The organism is Rhodobium gokarnense, assembly GCF_025961475.1.
GTDB lineage: Bacteria > Pseudomonadota > Alphaproteobacteria > Rhizobiales > Rhodobiaceae > Rhodobium > Rhodobium gokarnense.
Map to the genome: position 1 here is coordinate 34,018 of NZ_JAOQNS010000006.1, position 15,369 is coordinate 49,386.

The window sequence follows — 15,369 nt, forward strand, 5'->3', positions numbered from 1 at the left end:
CGGTCCTTGAGGGTTGCTCGCGAACGCGCCTCCGGCCTCGGCCGGGGATGCCGTTTCGCGTGGGACACTTCGGACCGATCAGCCCGTGGGAGGACGGGCCGATCCGATCTCGCTAGGAGTGCTGGCCGCGGCGCGGGGCCACGACCGGCGGTGTTTTCGGCCGACTACATCGTCGCGTGGAAGGTGCGGTTGATGACGTCCATCTGCTGCTCGCGGGTCAGCTTGATGAAGTTCACCGCATAGCCGGAGACGCGGATGGTGAGCTGCGGATATTCCTCCGGGTGCTCCATCGCGTGCAGCAGCGTCTCCCTCTTCAGGAGGTTGACGTTGACGTGGAAGCCTTTCGCCGCGGCAAAGCCGTCGAGGCAGTTGCAGAGGTTGGCGATGCGGTCTTCTTCCGTATGGCCGAGGCTCGACGGGGTCGCGGACGCCGTCCAGGAGATGCCGTCGAGGGCCGAGCCGTAGGGCAGCTTGGCGATCGAGGCGCCGGCGGCCACAAAACCCTTCTTGTCGCGGCCGTTCATCGGGTTGGCGCCCGGCGCGAACGGCTCTCCGGCCCGGCGTCCGTCCGGCGTGTTGCCGGTCTTCTTGCCGTAGACGACGTTGGAGGTGATGGTCAGGATCGACTGGGTCGGCAGGGCGTCGCGATAGAACACCGGCTGCGCCTTGACCTTGTCCATGAAGGTCTCGGTAAGCCAGACGGCGATCTCGTCGACGCGGTCGTCATTGTTGCCGAAGGCCGGATAGTCGCCCTCGATCCTGTAGTCGACGGCGAGCCCGTTCTCGTTACGGATGACGTTCACCTTGGCGTGCTTGATGGCCGAGAGCGCGTCGGCGACGATGGACAGGCCCGCAATGCCGCAGGCCATCGTCCGCAGAACGTCACGGTCGTGCAGCGCCATCTCGATCCGCTCATAGGCGTATTTGTCGTGCATGTAGTGGATGGCGTTGAGCGCCTTGACGTAGGTCTTGGCGAGCCAGTCGGTCGCCTTGTCGAATTTCGCGACGACCTCGTCATAGTCCAGAACGTCCGCCGTGATCGGCTCCAGGCCTTCCGCGACGGTCTTGCCCGACGTCTCGTCGACGCCGCCATTGATGGCGTAGAGGAGGGCCTTGGCGAGGTTGGCGCGGGCGCCGAAGAACTGCATCTGCTTGCCGATGCGCATGGCCGAGACGCAGCAGGCGATGCCGTAGTCGTCGCCCCATTTCTCGCGCATCAGGTCGTCGTTCTCGTACTGGATGGCGCTGGTGTCGGCCGAGACCTTGGCGCAGAACGCCTTAAAACCCTTCGGCAGCGCCGTGCTCCACAGAACGGTCAGGTTCGGCTCCGGCGCCGGGCCGAGATTGTAGAGGGTGTTGAGGAACCGGAACCCGGTCTTGGAGACCAGCGTGCGGCCGTCCTCGCCCATGCCGCCGATGACCTCGGTGACCCAGGTCGGATCGCCGGAGAAAAGCTGGTCGTAGTCGGGGGTGCGGAGGAACCGGATGATGCGCAGCTTGATGACGAGGTCGTCGATCATCTCCTGGGCGGCTTCCTCGGTCAGGAACCCGGCCGCCATGTCGCGCTCGACATAGATGTCGAGGAAGGTGGAGATGCGGCCGAGCGACATCGCCGCGCCGTTCTGCTCCTTGACGGCGGCGAGATAGCCGAAATAGGTCCACTGGATCGCCTCGCGGGCGTTCTGGGCCGGATGCGAGATGTCGAAGCCGTATTTGGCGGCCATTTCGCGCAGCTCGTCCAGCGCGCGGTACTGCTCGGAAATCTCTTCGCGAAGGCGCAGCGTCGCCTCGCTGAAATCGGCGTCGTCGAGGGCGTGGAACTCGGCCTTCTTCTGCTCGCGCAGGAAATCGGTGCCGTAGAGCGCAACGCGGCGATAGTCGCCGATAATGCGGCCGCGGCCATAGGCATCCGGCAGGCCGGTGATGACGCCGGACTTGCGGGCGGCGAGGATGTCGGGGCTGTAGACGTCGAAGACGCCCTGGTTGTGGCTCTTGCGGTAGCGGGTCCAGACTTCCTTGACCTCCGGCGCCAGCTTGAAGCCGTAGGCCTCAAGGCCGTTTTCCACCATGCGCAGGCCGCCATTGGGCATGATCGAGCGCTTCAGCGGCGCATCGGTCTGCAGGCCGACGATCAGCTCTTCCTCGCGGTCGATATAGCCGGCATCGTGCGCGGTGATCGAGGAGGCGCGGTCGGCGGAGACGTCGAGGACGCCCTTTTCGCGCTCTGCCTTCAGGAGTTCGCCGAGCTTCTCCCACAATGCCTTGGTGCGCTCCGTCGCCGGGGCCAGGAAGCTGTCGTCCCCTTCATAGGGGGTGTAGTTCTCCTGGATGAAACCGCGTACGTCGATCTCGGTGCGCCACGCCCCGTCGCTGAACCCGGTCCAGGGGTCGGCGTGGAGGCTGGAGGCATTGGCATATACGTTCATAGCGTAATCCTCGTTCTGGAAGAGGCAAAAGCGGCGGTTTCCCCACTCGCGCCCGGGAGGGCGGCGCGGCGGCAAGGGTCTTTCGGAGCGATGGGGGTAGCGTCGAGGAACCGTCGGGTTCCAGGGCTGGACAATGTCCAAACGACATCGATGAGCAGGCCCATAGCTCTTCTCATCCTCGTCACGACCAATCGGAAACGGCGACCGGGAGGGGGCGTCGTAAATTTGCTCTTTGGAACAATTAAAGCCGGATCCTTGGGAGACAACCCGGCGCATCCCGATTGACGGTCGGCGACTCTTTCGACTTTCGTCTAGTGGGTGCCCTTTAAATACGCCTGATGGAGCGATTTCGCCAGACCCTAACGCCAAAAAAAGAATATTCACGATATCGAATATAATGATTTTCAGGTCTGTAGGTATTGTCCGGTAAGTAAAACTGAGGGGTGCAGTGGCGGAAACGGGGGGTCGACGCTCTATGGTTTAGATTTTGTTTACCATCAACTTGTGTCTGTGTGCGCGGAAGTGCGGAAAAGTGAGCCGAACGACTGAGAGATCGAATAGGCCGTTTTCGGGGTGATCTGCTGCGAGCCGCTCCGTGCTTGATCGGGCTCGCACTTCAGATAGGCTTACATCTTCTGTTCGATTCCCGCCCTTGGCCGCACGCATGGCGCAGTATCTTATTCAAGAGTATTTCAACGCGATCGACCGCCTGAAGCAGTTCTCCGGAACAGCGACCGAGCAGGTCATTCGCGAGGCCTTCAAAGACCTTTTGAAGAACTGGGCCAAGGGCGAGGGGCTGATCTTCATCCCCGAGCTGGAATACGAGACTGCGCGCAAGACCAAGGTCTATCCGGACGGCACCGTGCTGCACGACCTGCGGGTCCCGCTCGGCTTCTGGGAGGCCAAGGACACCGCCGACGACATCGACACGGAGATCGCCAAGAAATTCTCCCGCGGCTATCCGCAGGACAACATCGTCTTCGAGAACTCCAAAACGGCCGTCCTGTGGCAGAACCGCCAGGAGGTTCTGCGCTGCGACATGCGCGACGGCGGCGCCCTTGCGCAGCTCGTGCTCCGGTTCTTCGATTATGAGCGACCCGAAATCGCCGAATTCCGCAAGGCGGTCGAGCAGTTCAAGGCCGACCTGCCCTTCGTGCTGGAGGCGCTCCGGGAAAAGATCGACGCCGCCTATGCGCGTAACAAGGGCTTCAAGGCCGAGGCGGAGCGGTTCCTCACCCACGTCAAGGACACGGTGAACCCGACGCTCGGCGAGGCCGATGTGCGCGAGATGCTGATCCAGCACATCCTGACGGAGGAAATCTTCAACCACGTCTTCAACGAGGGCGACTTCCACCGGGAGAACAACATCGCCAAGGCGCTCTATGCGCTCGAGGCAAAATTCTTCACCGGCGCCGTCAAGCGCGAGACCCTGAAGGGGCTGGAGCGCTACTACGCTGCGATCCGCGCCAACGCGGCGCAGATTTCCGGCCATTCGGAAAAGCAGGCCTTCCTCAAGGTCATCTACGAGAGTTTCTACAAGGTCTACAACCCGAAGGCAGCCGACCGGCTCGGCGTGGTCTACACCCCGAACGAAATCGTCCGCTTCATGATCGAGGGTGCCGACTGGCTGTGCCGCGAGCATTTCGGCCGCGGCCTGATCGACAAGCATGTCGAAATCCTCGACCCGGCGACCGGTACGGGCACCTTCATCTGCGAATTGCTGGAGCATTTCCGCGGCCAGCGCAAACGGCTTGCGGAGAAATACAAGAACGAGCTGCACGCCAACGAGGTGGCGATCCTTCCCTATTACGTCGCCAATCTGAACATCGAGGCGACCTATGCGGCGATCACCGGCCAGTATGCCGAGTTCCCGAGCCTGTGCTTCGTCGACACGCTCGACAATGTCGATGCCCTCGGCATCCGCACCGGCCACCAGCACGATCTCTTCGGCGCCATGTCGGAGGAGAACATCGAGCGCATCCAGCGCCAGAACCGGCGCAAGATTTCCGTCATCATCGGCAACCCGCCCTACAACGCCAATCAGCAGAACGAGAATGAAAACAACAAGAACCGGACCTACCGGCAGATCGACGAGGCGATCAAGGCGACCTATATCCGCGCCTCGACCGCCCAGAAGACCAAGCTCTACGACATGTATGCGCGGTTTTTCCGCTGGGCCTCGGACCGGCTCCACGACGACGGCGTCATCGCCTTCATCACCAACCGCAGCTTCATCGACAGCCGCACCTTCGACGGCTTCCGCAAGGTGGTGGCAGAGGAGTTTGCCGAAATCTGGGTGGTGGATCTCGGTGGCGACGTGCGCGCCAACCCGAAACTCTCCGGCACCACCCACAATGTCTTCGGCATCCAGACCGGGGTTGCGATCTCCTTCCTCGTCAAGAAGCGGGGCAAGTCGGGCGCCGTCATCCACTATGCCCGGCGGCCGGAGATGGAGCGGGCCGAGGACAAGCTTGCCTTTCTCGCCGGGACCCGGCTGTCCTCGCTTTCGACCGAAACCATCGTGCCGTCGAAGCGGAATTATTGGATCAATCAGGTTGAGAATGATTGGGAAGAATTAGTTCCCATCGCCGACAAGAAAGCGAAATTGGGAAAAACGCCACGGCAGGAAAGAGCGCTTTTTAAACTGTTTTCATTGGGTGTGGTTACATCCCGCGATTCATGGGTTTACGATTTTGACCAACAGGCCCTTCTTAGAAAAGTCAATTTTTTTGTCGACAAGTACGAGTCGGAAAGAAAAAAATGGTCAAAATCCGATGGTAGGGGGAGTATATCTTCTTGGGTTTCTAGAGAAATTAAGTGGACAAGCGAACTTGAAGATTATTTGCGTAGGCAAGTTGTTTTAAAGATAAGTTCTGAGCGGATTAGAACAGCAGAATACCGCCCATTTGTTAAAATGTACACCTATTATGATAGGATTATTACCCATCGTATTTACCAGCAGGACTCTATTTTTCCAATTGAATCAAATAAAGAAAACTTTCTGATCGTTTTTACTGACCCTGCGGCCCAAAAGCCATGGCTAGCGCATTCAGTCAATCGACTTCCCGATCTTCACTTTGTTGGTCCCGCAGCCGGAACTGTTTGCACGCCCCGCTACCGTTACACCTCCTCCGGCGAACGGGTCGACAACATCACCGATTGGGGGCTGCGCCAGTTCGAAAAGCACTACGGCAAGACCAAGAAGAAGCCGATCACCAAAGACGCCATCTTCCACTATTGCTACGGCGTGCTGCACGATCCGGTCTACCGCGAGAAATACGCCATCAACCTGAAGCGCGAGTTCCCGCGCATCCCGTTCTATCCCGACTTCTGGCAGTGGGCGGACTGGGGCGAGAGGCTGATGGATCTCCACATCGGCTACGAGACCGTGGAGCCCTGGCCCTTGCAGCGCACCGACGTGCCCGACGAAAGGGCGCGCGAGGCCGACCAGGCGCCGACGCCGAAGCTGAAGGCCGACAGGGACAACGGCATCATCGTCCTCGACAGCGAGACCCAGCTTTCCAGCGTGCCGCCCGAATGCTGGGCGTACAAACTCGGCAACCGCTCGGGCCTTGAGTGGATTCTCGACCAGTACAAGGAAAAGAAGCCGCGCGACCCGACCATCCGGGAAAAATTCAACACCTATCGCTTCGCCGACTACAAGGAGACCGTGATCGACCTGCTGATGCGGGTCACGCGGGTCTCCGTCGAGACGATGGCAATCGTTGCCGAGATGACCTCGGCGCGCCGGTAGCCCGCCTCAGTCCTTCTTCACCTTCTTCCAGCCGGTGATCATCGGGATGATCAGGTCCTCGCCCTTGTAGAACTTGTAGAAATAGATCGAGACGACGTGGATGATCGTCAGCACGAGGGCGATGATCGCCAGCGGCTCGTGCCAGGAGAGGGCAAAGCGCGAGGTCGCCGACGAGACGTACTGCGCCAGCGGGCCGACATTGATGTAGTCCTCCGGGTCGGAGACGAGCCCGGTCATCACCTGCAGGGCAAGGAGGGCGAGGATGGCGACGACGAAGATCGCGCCGACCGGATTGTGGCCGGCAAGGTTGGAGGGCTTGCGCGAGAACATGGTGCCGGCATAGGCGAGTACCTTGCCCGGGCCCTTGACGAAGCTGGAAAAGCGCGCCGGCTTCGGGCCGATGAAGCCCCAGATGACGCGCAGGACGACGATGCCGGCGACCGTATAGCCGGCCCAGAAATGGTAGGTCATGTCGGCCGGGCCGAACTCGCCGAGGATCCAGGCGGCGGCGAAGGCGACAAGGAGCGCCCAGTGCAGGATGCGCACGACGGGGTCCCAGAGGCGGACCTCTTCGGTCGCGTCGGAGGCGGCGGCGCGCGGCGAGCGTTTCGGGTCGGCTGCAATCGTCATGGTCGTCGGTCCCGGTCCTGGAGGAGAGTCCTGGAGGAAAGTCCTGGGGGAAAGAGGACCCGGGGCCCGAAAGACGGGTCCCGGGGGTGTCTTATGGTGTGGTGTGGGAATCAGAAGTCCTTGGCGCGGAAGTCGTCGTGGCAGCCCTTGCAGGCGGCGCCGAGCTTGCCGACGGCGGGCCTGAGGGCATCGAGGCCGTTGCCGGCAGCCGCGTTCAGCTCATCGACGGCGACGTGGAACGCCTTACCCTTTTCCCCGAAACTCTCCATGTCTTCCCAGATTGCCGGCAGGGCGCGGGTCTTGCCCGGCAGGTCGGCGTTGGAGGTGCCCGGCGCGAACAGGTCGGAGATGGTGTAGCCGGTGAGCGCCTTCAGGTCCTTGGCGTGGGCCATGGCGGCGTCGGCGTCGTAGTCGACCTCGCCCTTGGCCATGGCGGCAAGGCCGTGCATTTCAAAGCCGAGCAGCTCGAAATAGGCCATGCGGGCCTTGGCGGTGTCCTCGGCCGACTGGGCGAAGGCCACGGCCGCGGGCAGCACCACGAAAAGCGTCGAGAGTAAGAACTTGCGCATCATTGAATATCCTTGTGGTCGGTGTCCTTGGGAGGCCTGGTTGGCCATGCGTAATGATCCTTAAACCGATCACGGAAGAGGAATGTGACATCCTGTCGTCCCCTTTTCGAGCGCCCTTGGGGGGGCGCTGCCGGGAGGGCCGGGATGCGGTGGAAATCAACGGGTTACGGGTACCCGCACGCGATGCGCGCGGTTACATTACAATTTGTTCATGTAGGCTCAGGCGACCAGCCGGCGCAGATTGGGGATGTCGCAGAGAAACTGATTGGTGTGCGGTTCGGAAATGTAGCCCTGGCGCTTCAACTCGGCCATCATCCGGCTCGCCGTTTCCGTCGTTAGGCCGAGCACGGCGCCGAGATCCTCGCGGCTGAACAGCTCGCAGCGCCCGTCCGGCTCGACCTCCGACAGCCACAGCAGCAGTCGCACCACCCGGTCGCGGGACGGGCCGGTGGAGAATTCGGTGATCCAGCGGTCGGCCTCGCTGAGGGCCCGGTGCCAGCGCGCCATCAATTCGTGGAACAGTCGGGAATTGGAGTTGGAAAGCTCCCGGATGGTGCCCACCGGCAACCGGCACAGCTCGGTCGGGTGCAGCGCCGTGGCGCTGTGGCTGTAGCTGTCGCTGACGATCGATTCGATGCCGATGATGTCGGTCTTTCGCAGGAGCCGGACGATGCGGTGGGTGCCGTCGGGCAGGAACCGGGTCAGCTTGACGAGGCCGGTGCGAATGGTGAACAGCGAGGTCGCCTTTTCGCCCATGCCGTAAATCTCCGCGCCGCGGGCATAGGTGAGCTGGTCGATCGGCCGGTGCACCAGATCGAAGTCGGCCTCGGAAAGGTCGGAGAACAGAACCGACTGTCTGATGTTGCAGTTGAGGCAGTCTGCAACCCCGGTCCAGGCTTCGTTTGGCGAAATGCGCTTCATCGTCTTCTTGCTCGATAGGGCCGCAAATGGCGGCAAAACGGACGGGAAAGAGGCATAAAGAAAACCTCTTTATCCCATCTGGTGGCCGGCGCGCCGATCCACAATGCGACTTCTTTCCATTAGCAGCAACGCATGCATTCGCTCAAGCGCAACCGGTCGGTGCGTGATGTAGAGGACGGCCCGCTCGCGGGTGGCGTCGAAGAGGGCGTCAAGCATCGCCGTCTCGGTCGCCCGGTCGAGTCCCTCGCCGGGCTCGTCGAGGAGGAGGATCGGCGCCTCCTTCAGGAGCGCGCGGGCAACGGCAATGCGCCGCGCCTCGCCGCCGGAAAGCTTCAGGCCGTTGGCACCGACGAGGGTGTCGTAGCCATCCGGTTGGGCGGCAATGAAGTCGTGGACCTGGGCAATCCGGCACGCCTCTTCGAGCTTGCCGAGGGCGGCATCGGGCGCGGCAACGCGCAGGTTTTCGGCGATCGAGGCGGTGAACAGATGGGCATGCTGGGAGACCGCGGAGATCTTTCGGCGGACGTCCTCCGGGTCGAGAGTGGCGACGTCGGTGCCGCAAAGGAAGATGCTGCCGGCGTCCGGCGGCCAGAACCGCAGCGCCAGATTGACAAGGCTCGACTTGCCGGAGCCGGAGGCGCCGAGGATGCCGGTGCGCGTGCCGGGCATGAGGTCGAGATCGATGCCGGAAAGGGCGGGGCGCGGGGAGCCCGGATAGGCGAAGGTGACGCCGCGGAAGGAAAGGGCCGGAACGTCCCCTGCGACCCTTGGCAGCGGGGCCGGGCTGGCGGGCACCGGAACCGGCGGCGTTCCGTCGGCAAGGGCAAAGATGCGCCGGGCCGAAGCGAGCGTGCCGCCGAGGGACTGGGCGGCGAGCGGCAACGGCCCGATGGCCTCAAAGCTCGCCATCGCCAGCAATGCGACCATCGCAAGGTCTGCGGGCGCCAGCGCTCCGGAGCGCACGGCGGGAACGGCAAGCGCGATGGCGGCAAGGAGCGCCAGGTTGGTGGCGAGCCCGACGCCGGCGATGGAAAGGCCGGAAAGGCGTGAGAGCCTCGTTTCCTCTGCGATCATGTCGCCGGTGAGCGCATCGATGCGCGCGGCGTGGCTGGCGTCGAAGCCGTACGCCTGAAGCGTTCCGAGCCCGTCGAGCATGTCGACGAGCTTTGTGTTCATATCCGCGCCCTGGTGCGTCAGCCGTTCCGAAGGCGCGCTGCCGGCCCTCGCGACGAGCACGGGAAGCGCGATGCCGGCAAGGGCGAGAAGCACGGCCTGGCTGGCGGCAATGAGCGGGTGCCAGGCAAAGAGCACGGCGATGACGACGAGCGAGGCAAGGGCCGCCACCGTCACCGGCGCAAAGACCCGCAAAAAGACCAGTTCCAGCCGGTCGATGTCGGCGCCGATGCGGGCATGGACGTCGCCGGAATGGGCCTTGGCGAGCCCCGCCGGCGCCAGCGGCTCGATCCGCCGGTAGAACCAGGTCCTGAGTTCGGCAAGCAGCCGGAACGTCGCCTCGTGGCTGATCACCCGCTCCGCATAGCGCCCGACCGTGCGCACGATGGCAAAGGCGCGGATGAGGGCGGCCGGCGTGAAATAATTCATGGAAACGCCGGCAAGGCCGGCCAGCGCCATCGCCGTGATGAACCAGCCCGAGACCGCCATCAGCCCCACATTCGCAAGCACGGAGGCGAGCGAGAGCAGAATGGAACCGGCCATCCACAGCCAGTACGGCCGGAACAGCTTCAGAAGGCGCAGGAGGTCGCTCATTGCGCGACCTCCTCAGCGATCAGCCCGGCAAGGCGCGGATCGTCGGAAAAGTCTGCGGGCGCGCCGGTCGCGGCGACCTCTCCGGCCTCCATCAGGACGATGCGGTCGGCGCCCCGCGCCGTCTCCAGCCGGTGGGCGATGGCGATCAACGTGCGGCCCTCCGCGATCCGGTCGATAGCCTCCGAGACCTTCTTCTCGCTGTCGCGGTCCAGATGCGCCGTCGCCTCGTCCATCAGCACGAGAGGCGCGTCGCGATAGAAGGCGCGGGCAAGGCCGATCCGCTGGATCTCGCCGCCGGACAGCCCGAAGCCGCGCTCGCCGAGGCGCGTGGAAAAGCCGTCCGGCAGCGCGGCAACGATCTCCCGGGCAGAGGCCGCCTCCGTCGCGGCCTCGAGCCGGGCCTCGTCGACGGCGCCGTCGGTCATCGCAATATTCTCGGCGAGATCAGTGTGGAAGAGGTGCGGGCGCTGGGACAGGTGCGCGATGTGCCGGCGCCAGTCGGCAATGTCGATCGCGTCGAGCGGTGTGCCGTTGACGAGAATCCGGCCGGAGGTCGGAGCGATGAAGCCGAGCAGCAGGTTGAGGACCGTCGACTTGCCCGCGCCGCTGGGCCCGACGAGGGCGATCCGCTCCCCCGCGGCAATCTCGAGCGAAAAGCCGTCGAGCCCGACGCGCCCGTCGGCAAAGACGACGCCGACGTCTTCGAACGTGATCGCGATGCGCTCGCCGTCAGCCAGTTTGTTCCCGCCTTCCGGCCGCGCCGGCACCGGAATATCGAAAAGCTCCGTCACCCGCTCGGCCGCGCCGATCGCCTCCATGCGGGCGTGGTAGGCGGTCCCCAGGGTGCGGAGCGGCAGGTAGAACTCGGGCGCCAGCAGCAGCACGAAAAAACCGTTGAAGAACGCCATCTCGCCCCACAGCAGCCGGAAGCCGATGAAGACGGCGACGATGGCGATGGAAACGGTGGCAAAAAACTCCAGCGCCAGCGAGGAGAGGAACGCGAGCCGCAGCACCGCCATGGTGTCGCGCCGGTAGTCCTCGGCCATGCGCGCGACCTCGGCGGCTTCGCGCCGCGAGGCGTTGAAGATTTTGAGGGTCGTCAGCCCCTGGATGACGTCGATGAGGTGGCCCGACATGCGGGCGAGCTTGCGCCACTGCCGCTGGTTCATGCGTTCCGCGCCGCCGCCGATCAGCACCATGAAGAGCGGGATCAGCGGCGCCGTGACGACGAGGACGAGGGCCGAGACCCAGTCGCTGGGAAGGACCGCGACCAGGACGGCGAGCGGCAGCAGGGAAACGAGGCTCGCCGTCGGCAGGTAGCGCGCATAGTAGGGCTCGATGGCGGCAAGGCTGTCGGTGAGTGCCGTCACCAGCCGCCCGGTCGGCTGCTCGGCAAGAGCCACGGGCCCGGCAAGCCTCAGATGGTCGAGGGCGCGCGCCCTGAGGTCGCGCTTGACCGCGGCGCCGGCGCGAAAGCTCGCCAGCTCGGCGAAATAGATGAGACCCGCGCGGGCAAGGAACAGCGGCAGGAGCAGAAGAAGCGACGGCAGGACGGCGTCGAGCGACGCTCCGTCGATGGCGACCGCCGCAACGGCGCTGGCGATCAGAAACGCCTGGGCAATGATCAAAAGCCCGTTGGCAAAGGAGAGGGCGACGGACAGGCGCAGATCGCGGGTCGCGATCGGCTTTTCGGCCTTCAGGAACGTCTTGACGCGGTCCACCCGCAACGCCTCGCTAATCTCCCCCGCATCCATGCAAAGGCGCGCCGTTTCCGGCGCGCCCGGTTGTCATTGTCGCTCGGGGAAATCAGTCCTTCTGCTCCCCGTTCTCGTCGACCTCGAACTCGTTCTGGAATTCGTACCACATGACGTTGATGGTCGCGATGGCGAGCGCCGCGGTGACGCCGAGGATCCAGGCGAAATACCACATGATTTTTCTCTCCTTCGTCCTCAGTAGACTTCGTGGGCGCGGGATTCGATGTCCTCCACCGTCAGCTTGCCCCACATGCGGGTATAGGCCCAGACGGTGTAGAGGAGGACGATCGGCAGGAAGATCACCACCGACCAGAACATCACGGTCAGCGTCAGATGGCTCGACGGCGCGTCCCAGACCGTGAGGCTGGAGGACGGCTGCGTGCTCGACGGCATCACGAACGGGAACATGGAGATGCCCGCCGTGGCGATGATGCCGGTCATGGAGAGGGCGCTGGTAACGAAGCCGAGCCCCGGCCGCCTGGCTGCGCACAGCATCCAGGTGACGAGCGGGCCGAGAAGCCCGACCGCCGGCGCGACCAGCGCGATCGGATAGGCCGCATAGTTGTCGAACCAGGCGAGGGGAGCCCTGACCGCCTCCTTGGCGAGCGGGTTGGCGACCGCATCGAGCGGCGGCTGCGAGATGATGCGATAGCCGTCGATGCCGAAATAGAGCCAGACGCCGGCAATGGCGAAGGCAGCGGTGACGAACACCGCCAACATGCCGGTGACCCGCCGCGCCCGGACCGCGATGACGTTCTCGGTGCGAAGCTGCAGCCACACCCCGCCATGCATTGCCAGCATGGCGACGCTGATGAGGCCGGCAAGGAGGGCGAACGGGTTGAGCAGCCCGAGGAGCGCCCAGATGAAGGTCGCCTCATAGTGCGGCTTCAGGAACGGATCGAGATAGAACGGCACGCCCTGCAGGAGGTTGCCGAAGGCAACGCCGAAGACCAGCGCCGGGATGAAGCCGCCGGCAAAGAGGCCCCAGTCCCAGGCGGTCCGCCAGGTGGAGTCCGTCAGCTTGCTGCGGTAGTCGAAGCCGACCGGCCGGAAGAAGAGGCCGATCAGGACCAGGAGCATGGCGAGATAGAAGCCGGAAAAGGCGGCAGCATAGACGGCCGGCCAGGCGGCGAAGATGGCGCCGCCCGCGGTGATCAGCCAGACTTGGTTGCCGTCCCAGTGCGGGGCGACGGAGTTGATGATGACGCGGCGCTCGCCGTCGCTCTTGCCGAGGAAGGGCAGCAGCGTGCCGACGCCCATATCCATGCCGTCGGTGATGGCAAAGCCGATCAAAAGCGTTCCGACCAGGCCCCACCAGAGGAATTTCAGCACTTCGTAGTCGAGTAACATCGTTCAGTCTCCCTGGTGCCGGCTATTCGGCGGGCTGGGCGGCCGGGGCGTTGCCCGAACGTCCGTTGCCGTTGCGCTCGTGGTAGTAGCGGCCGGTGTGCAGCGAACTCGGGCCGAGCCGGGCGAACTTGACCATCAGGAACAGCTCGATGGCGAGGAGGACGCTGTAGAAGATCAGATAGCCGGAGATCGAGAAGATGAGGTCCGCCGTCGTCAGTGCCGAGGTGGCGAGGAACGTCGGCAGCACCTCGCCGATGGCCCAGGGCTGGCGGCCGTATTCCGCGACGATCCAGCCGAGCTCCATGGCGATCCAGGGCAGCGGGATGGAATAGAAGAGGACCCGAAGCAGCCAGCGGTTCTGTTCCAGCCGACCGCGCGCGAGCACCCAGAAGGCGGCGCCGAAAAGGGCGAGGAAGAAGAAGCCGATGGCGACCATGATCCGGAAGCTCCAGAAGAGGTACGGCACGTAAGGGATGCTGTCCCGCGCCGCCTGGGCGATCTGGTCGTCGGTGGCGTCGGCCGGGTTCTCCACATAGCGCTTCAAAAGGAGGCCGTAGCCGAGGTCGGCCTTGTGCGCCTCGAAGGCGGCGACGATCTCGTCCGTCCGCTCGTTGTTGCGCAGCTTGGTGAGGTTCTCATAGGCGATCATGCCGGAGCGCACGCGCGTCTCGTTGTGGGCGATGAGGTCTTTCAGGCCGATGACGGGCGTATCGAGCGAGCGGGTGGCGATGAGGCCCATGACCCAGGGGATCCGGATGTCCATATGGGTCGTCATGTCGGCGTCATCGGGGATGCCGAACAGGGTGAAGCCAGCCGGCGCCGGCTGGGTCTCCCACTCCGCCTCGATGGCGGCCAGCTTGACCTTCTGCACGTCGCCGAGCTCGTAGCCGGACTCATCGCCGAGCACGATCACCGACAGCGAGGCGGCAAGGCCGAAGCCGGCGGCAACCGCAAAGGACCGCTTGGCAAAGGCGACGTCCCGGCCCTTCAGCAGGTACCAGGAGGAAATGCCGATGACGAAGACGGAGGCGCAGGTGTAGCCGGCGGCGACCGTGTGGATGAACTTGACCTGGGCGACCGGGTTGAACACCACGGCCCAGAAATCGGTCATCTCCATGCGCATGGTTTCCGCGGAGAACTCCGAGCCGACCGGGTTCTGCATCCAGCCATTGGCGACCAGGATCCAGAGCGCGGAGAGGTTCGAGCCGAGCGCGGTCAGGAAGGTGACGGCCAGGTGCTGCACCTTGGTCAGCTTGTCCCAGCCGAGGATCATCAGGCCGATGAAGGTCGACTCAAGGAAGAACGCCATCAGCCCCTCGATGGCGAGCGGCGCGCCGAAGACGTCGCCCACATAGTGCGAGTAGTAGGACCAGTTGGTGCCGAACTGGAACTCCATGGTGAGGCCGGTGGTGACCCCGAGGGCAAAGTTGATGGCGAACAGCTTGCCCCAGAACTTGGTCATGTCCTTGTAGATCTGCTTGCCGGTCATGACATAGACCGACTCCATGATGACAAGGATCCAGATCAGCCCCAGGGTCAGCGGCACGAAGATGAAGTGGTACATGGCAACGGCGGCGAACTGCCACCGGGAGAGTTCAACAAAGGTTGCGTCGATCATTGTGCGGTCACCTTCCTGAAGGGTACCTTTGATGGGACGGCCGAAGCGCCCGCGATATTCGGGATGCGTTGCGCACAAGCCTAACGCCGCGGGATGACAGGATCACCCCGGGAACGTCGGGCGGCAGTCATGCGCGGGGCGCTTGGCCGTCGGGAATGGCGCAATTATCGCCTTCTGGCGAAAAACGGCAAATGAAAAACTTCTTTGTTACGAATGTGACTTTCGGTTAAGATGTTGGAAAATATATCTATTTGATAGAAATCGAGATTTGTTGTCGCAGCCGATTATGGCGCAAAAAATCGTTTTTATCGCATGTGATATGTGTGTTTCGAATTCGTCCTTGACGAAGAGGTTGTTTCTACGCCGACGCGGCTAAGATGGTTCAAGCTAGCAGGGAAAAAATACGGTGCGTTGAAAACGACATGCTCCGCTCCGGGCTCTAATACGATCTTCAGCTGACAACAGAAAGAGCGTAGTTTATAAACCCTTTCCACTACCATTGCAGGCAATGCTATAAGATAACCTAAAGTGTAAATTCTCTTGCACCGTTAAGATGGCCCCAAAAAGATGAGAAGACATG

Annotated in this window: 10 protein-coding genes; 1 reads left to right on the top strand and 9 read right to left on the bottom strand. The window is 63.2% G+C overall.

The window, feature by feature from the left end; genetic code table 11:
• Window positions 1-164: 164 nt before the first annotated feature.
• Window positions 165-2,426: a formate C-acetyltransferase gene (pflB, locus tag M2319_RS11790; RefSeq protein ID WP_264601658.1), complete on the bottom strand. Its 2,262-nt coding sequence runs from the start codon at window positions 2,424-2,426 to the stop codon at window positions 165-167.
• Between the two features lie 664 nt (window positions 2,427-3,090).
• On the opposite strand from pflB, the gene M2319_RS11795 reads away from it, so the two are divergent.
• Window positions 3,091-6,180: a type ISP restriction/modification enzyme gene (locus tag M2319_RS11795; protein WP_264601659.1), complete on the top strand. Its 3,090-nt coding sequence runs from the start codon at window positions 3,091-3,093 to the stop codon at window positions 6,178-6,180.
• A gap of 6 nt (window positions 6,181-6,186) precedes the next feature.
• On the opposite strand, the gene M2319_RS11800 is transcribed toward M2319_RS11795, so the two are convergent.
• The 8 genes from M2319_RS11800 to M2319_RS11835 form a co-directional block, all read right to left on the bottom strand.
• Window positions 6,187-6,810, bottom strand: a complete 624-nt coding sequence (locus M2319_RS11800; RefSeq protein WP_264601660.1) for a cytochrome b/b6 domain-containing protein — start codon at window positions 6,808-6,810, stop codon at window positions 6,187-6,189.
• Window positions 6,811-6,920: 110 nt separating this feature from the next.
• On the bottom strand, window positions 6,921-7,379 hold the full coding sequence (locus M2319_RS11805) for a c-type cytochrome (RefSeq protein ID WP_264601661.1): 459 nt from the start codon (window positions 7,377-7,379) through the stop codon (window positions 6,921-6,923).
• A 219-nt stretch (window positions 7,380-7,598) separates the two neighbouring features.
• Window positions 7,599-8,300 (bottom strand): Crp/Fnr family transcriptional regulator, encoded by a 702-nt coding sequence (locus M2319_RS11810; protein ID WP_264601662.1) that lies wholly within the window; start codon window positions 8,298-8,300, stop codon window positions 7,599-7,601.
• Between the two features lie 69 nt (window positions 8,301-8,369).
• Entirely contained in the window at window positions 8,370-10,067 is a 1,698-nt protein-coding gene (cydC, locus tag M2319_RS11815; RefSeq protein WP_264601663.1) for a thiol reductant ABC exporter subunit CydC, read from the bottom strand.
• Window positions 10,064-11,788 (bottom strand): thiol reductant ABC exporter subunit CydD, encoded by a 1,725-nt coding sequence (cydD, locus tag M2319_RS11820; protein WP_264601664.1) that lies wholly within the window; start codon window positions 11,786-11,788, stop codon window positions 10,064-10,066. Before cydD ends, cydC begins: the two co-directional genes overlap by 4 nt.
• A gap of 85 nt (window positions 11,789-11,873) precedes the next feature.
• The gene (gene cydX, locus M2319_RS11825) at window positions 11,874-11,996 is read right to left on the bottom strand and encodes a cytochrome bd-I oxidase subunit CydX (protein ID WP_264601665.1); all 123 of its coding nucleotides are present in this window, start codon (window positions 11,994-11,996) and stop codon (window positions 11,874-11,876) included.
• Between the two features lie 20 nt (window positions 11,997-12,016).
• Window positions 12,017-13,171 (bottom strand): cytochrome d ubiquinol oxidase subunit II, encoded by a 1,155-nt coding sequence (gene cydB / locus M2319_RS11830; RefSeq protein WP_264601666.1) that lies wholly within the window; start codon window positions 13,169-13,171, stop codon window positions 12,017-12,019.
• A 22-nt stretch (window positions 13,172-13,193) separates the two neighbouring features.
• Complete coding sequence (locus tag M2319_RS11835) at window positions 13,194-14,786, bottom strand: cytochrome ubiquinol oxidase subunit I (protein ID WP_264601892.1); 1,593 nt, start codon at window positions 14,784-14,786, stop codon at window positions 13,194-13,196.
• Window positions 14,787-15,369: the final 583 nt, after the last annotated feature.

What these genes read in the sequence shown, in the direction of transcription:
- M2319_RS11795 (WP_264601659.1), top strand. Translation starts at nt 3,091, where the DNA reads ATGGCGCAGTATCTTATTCAAGAGTATTTCAACGCGATCGACCGCCTG.
- M2319_RS11810 (WP_264601662.1), bottom strand. Translation starts at nt 8,300, where the DNA reads ATGAAGCGCATTTCGCCAAACGAAGCCTGGACCGGGGTTGCAGACTGC.
- M2319_RS11805 (WP_264601661.1), bottom strand. Translation starts at nt 7,379, where the DNA reads ATGCGCAAGTTCTTACTCTCGACGCTTTTCGTGGTGCTGCCCGCGGCC.
- cydB (WP_264601666.1), bottom strand. Translation starts at nt 13,171, where the DNA reads ATGTTACTCGACTACGAAGTGCTGAAATTCCTCTGGTGGGGCCTGGTC.
- M2319_RS11800 (WP_264601660.1), bottom strand. Translation starts at nt 6,810, where the DNA reads ATGACGATTGCAGCCGACCCGAAACGCTCGCCGCGCGCCGCCGCCTCC.
- cydX (WP_264601665.1), bottom strand. Translation starts at nt 11,996, where the DNA reads ATGTGGTATTTCGCCTGGATCCTCGGCGTCACCGCGGCGCTCGCCATC.
- pflB (WP_264601658.1), bottom strand. Translation starts at nt 2,426, where the DNA reads ATGAACGTATATGCCAATGCCTCCAGCCTCCACGCCGACCCCTGGACC.
- cydC (WP_264601663.1), bottom strand. Translation starts at nt 10,067, where the DNA reads ATGAGCGACCTCCTGCGCCTTCTGAAGCTGTTCCGGCCGTACTGGCTG.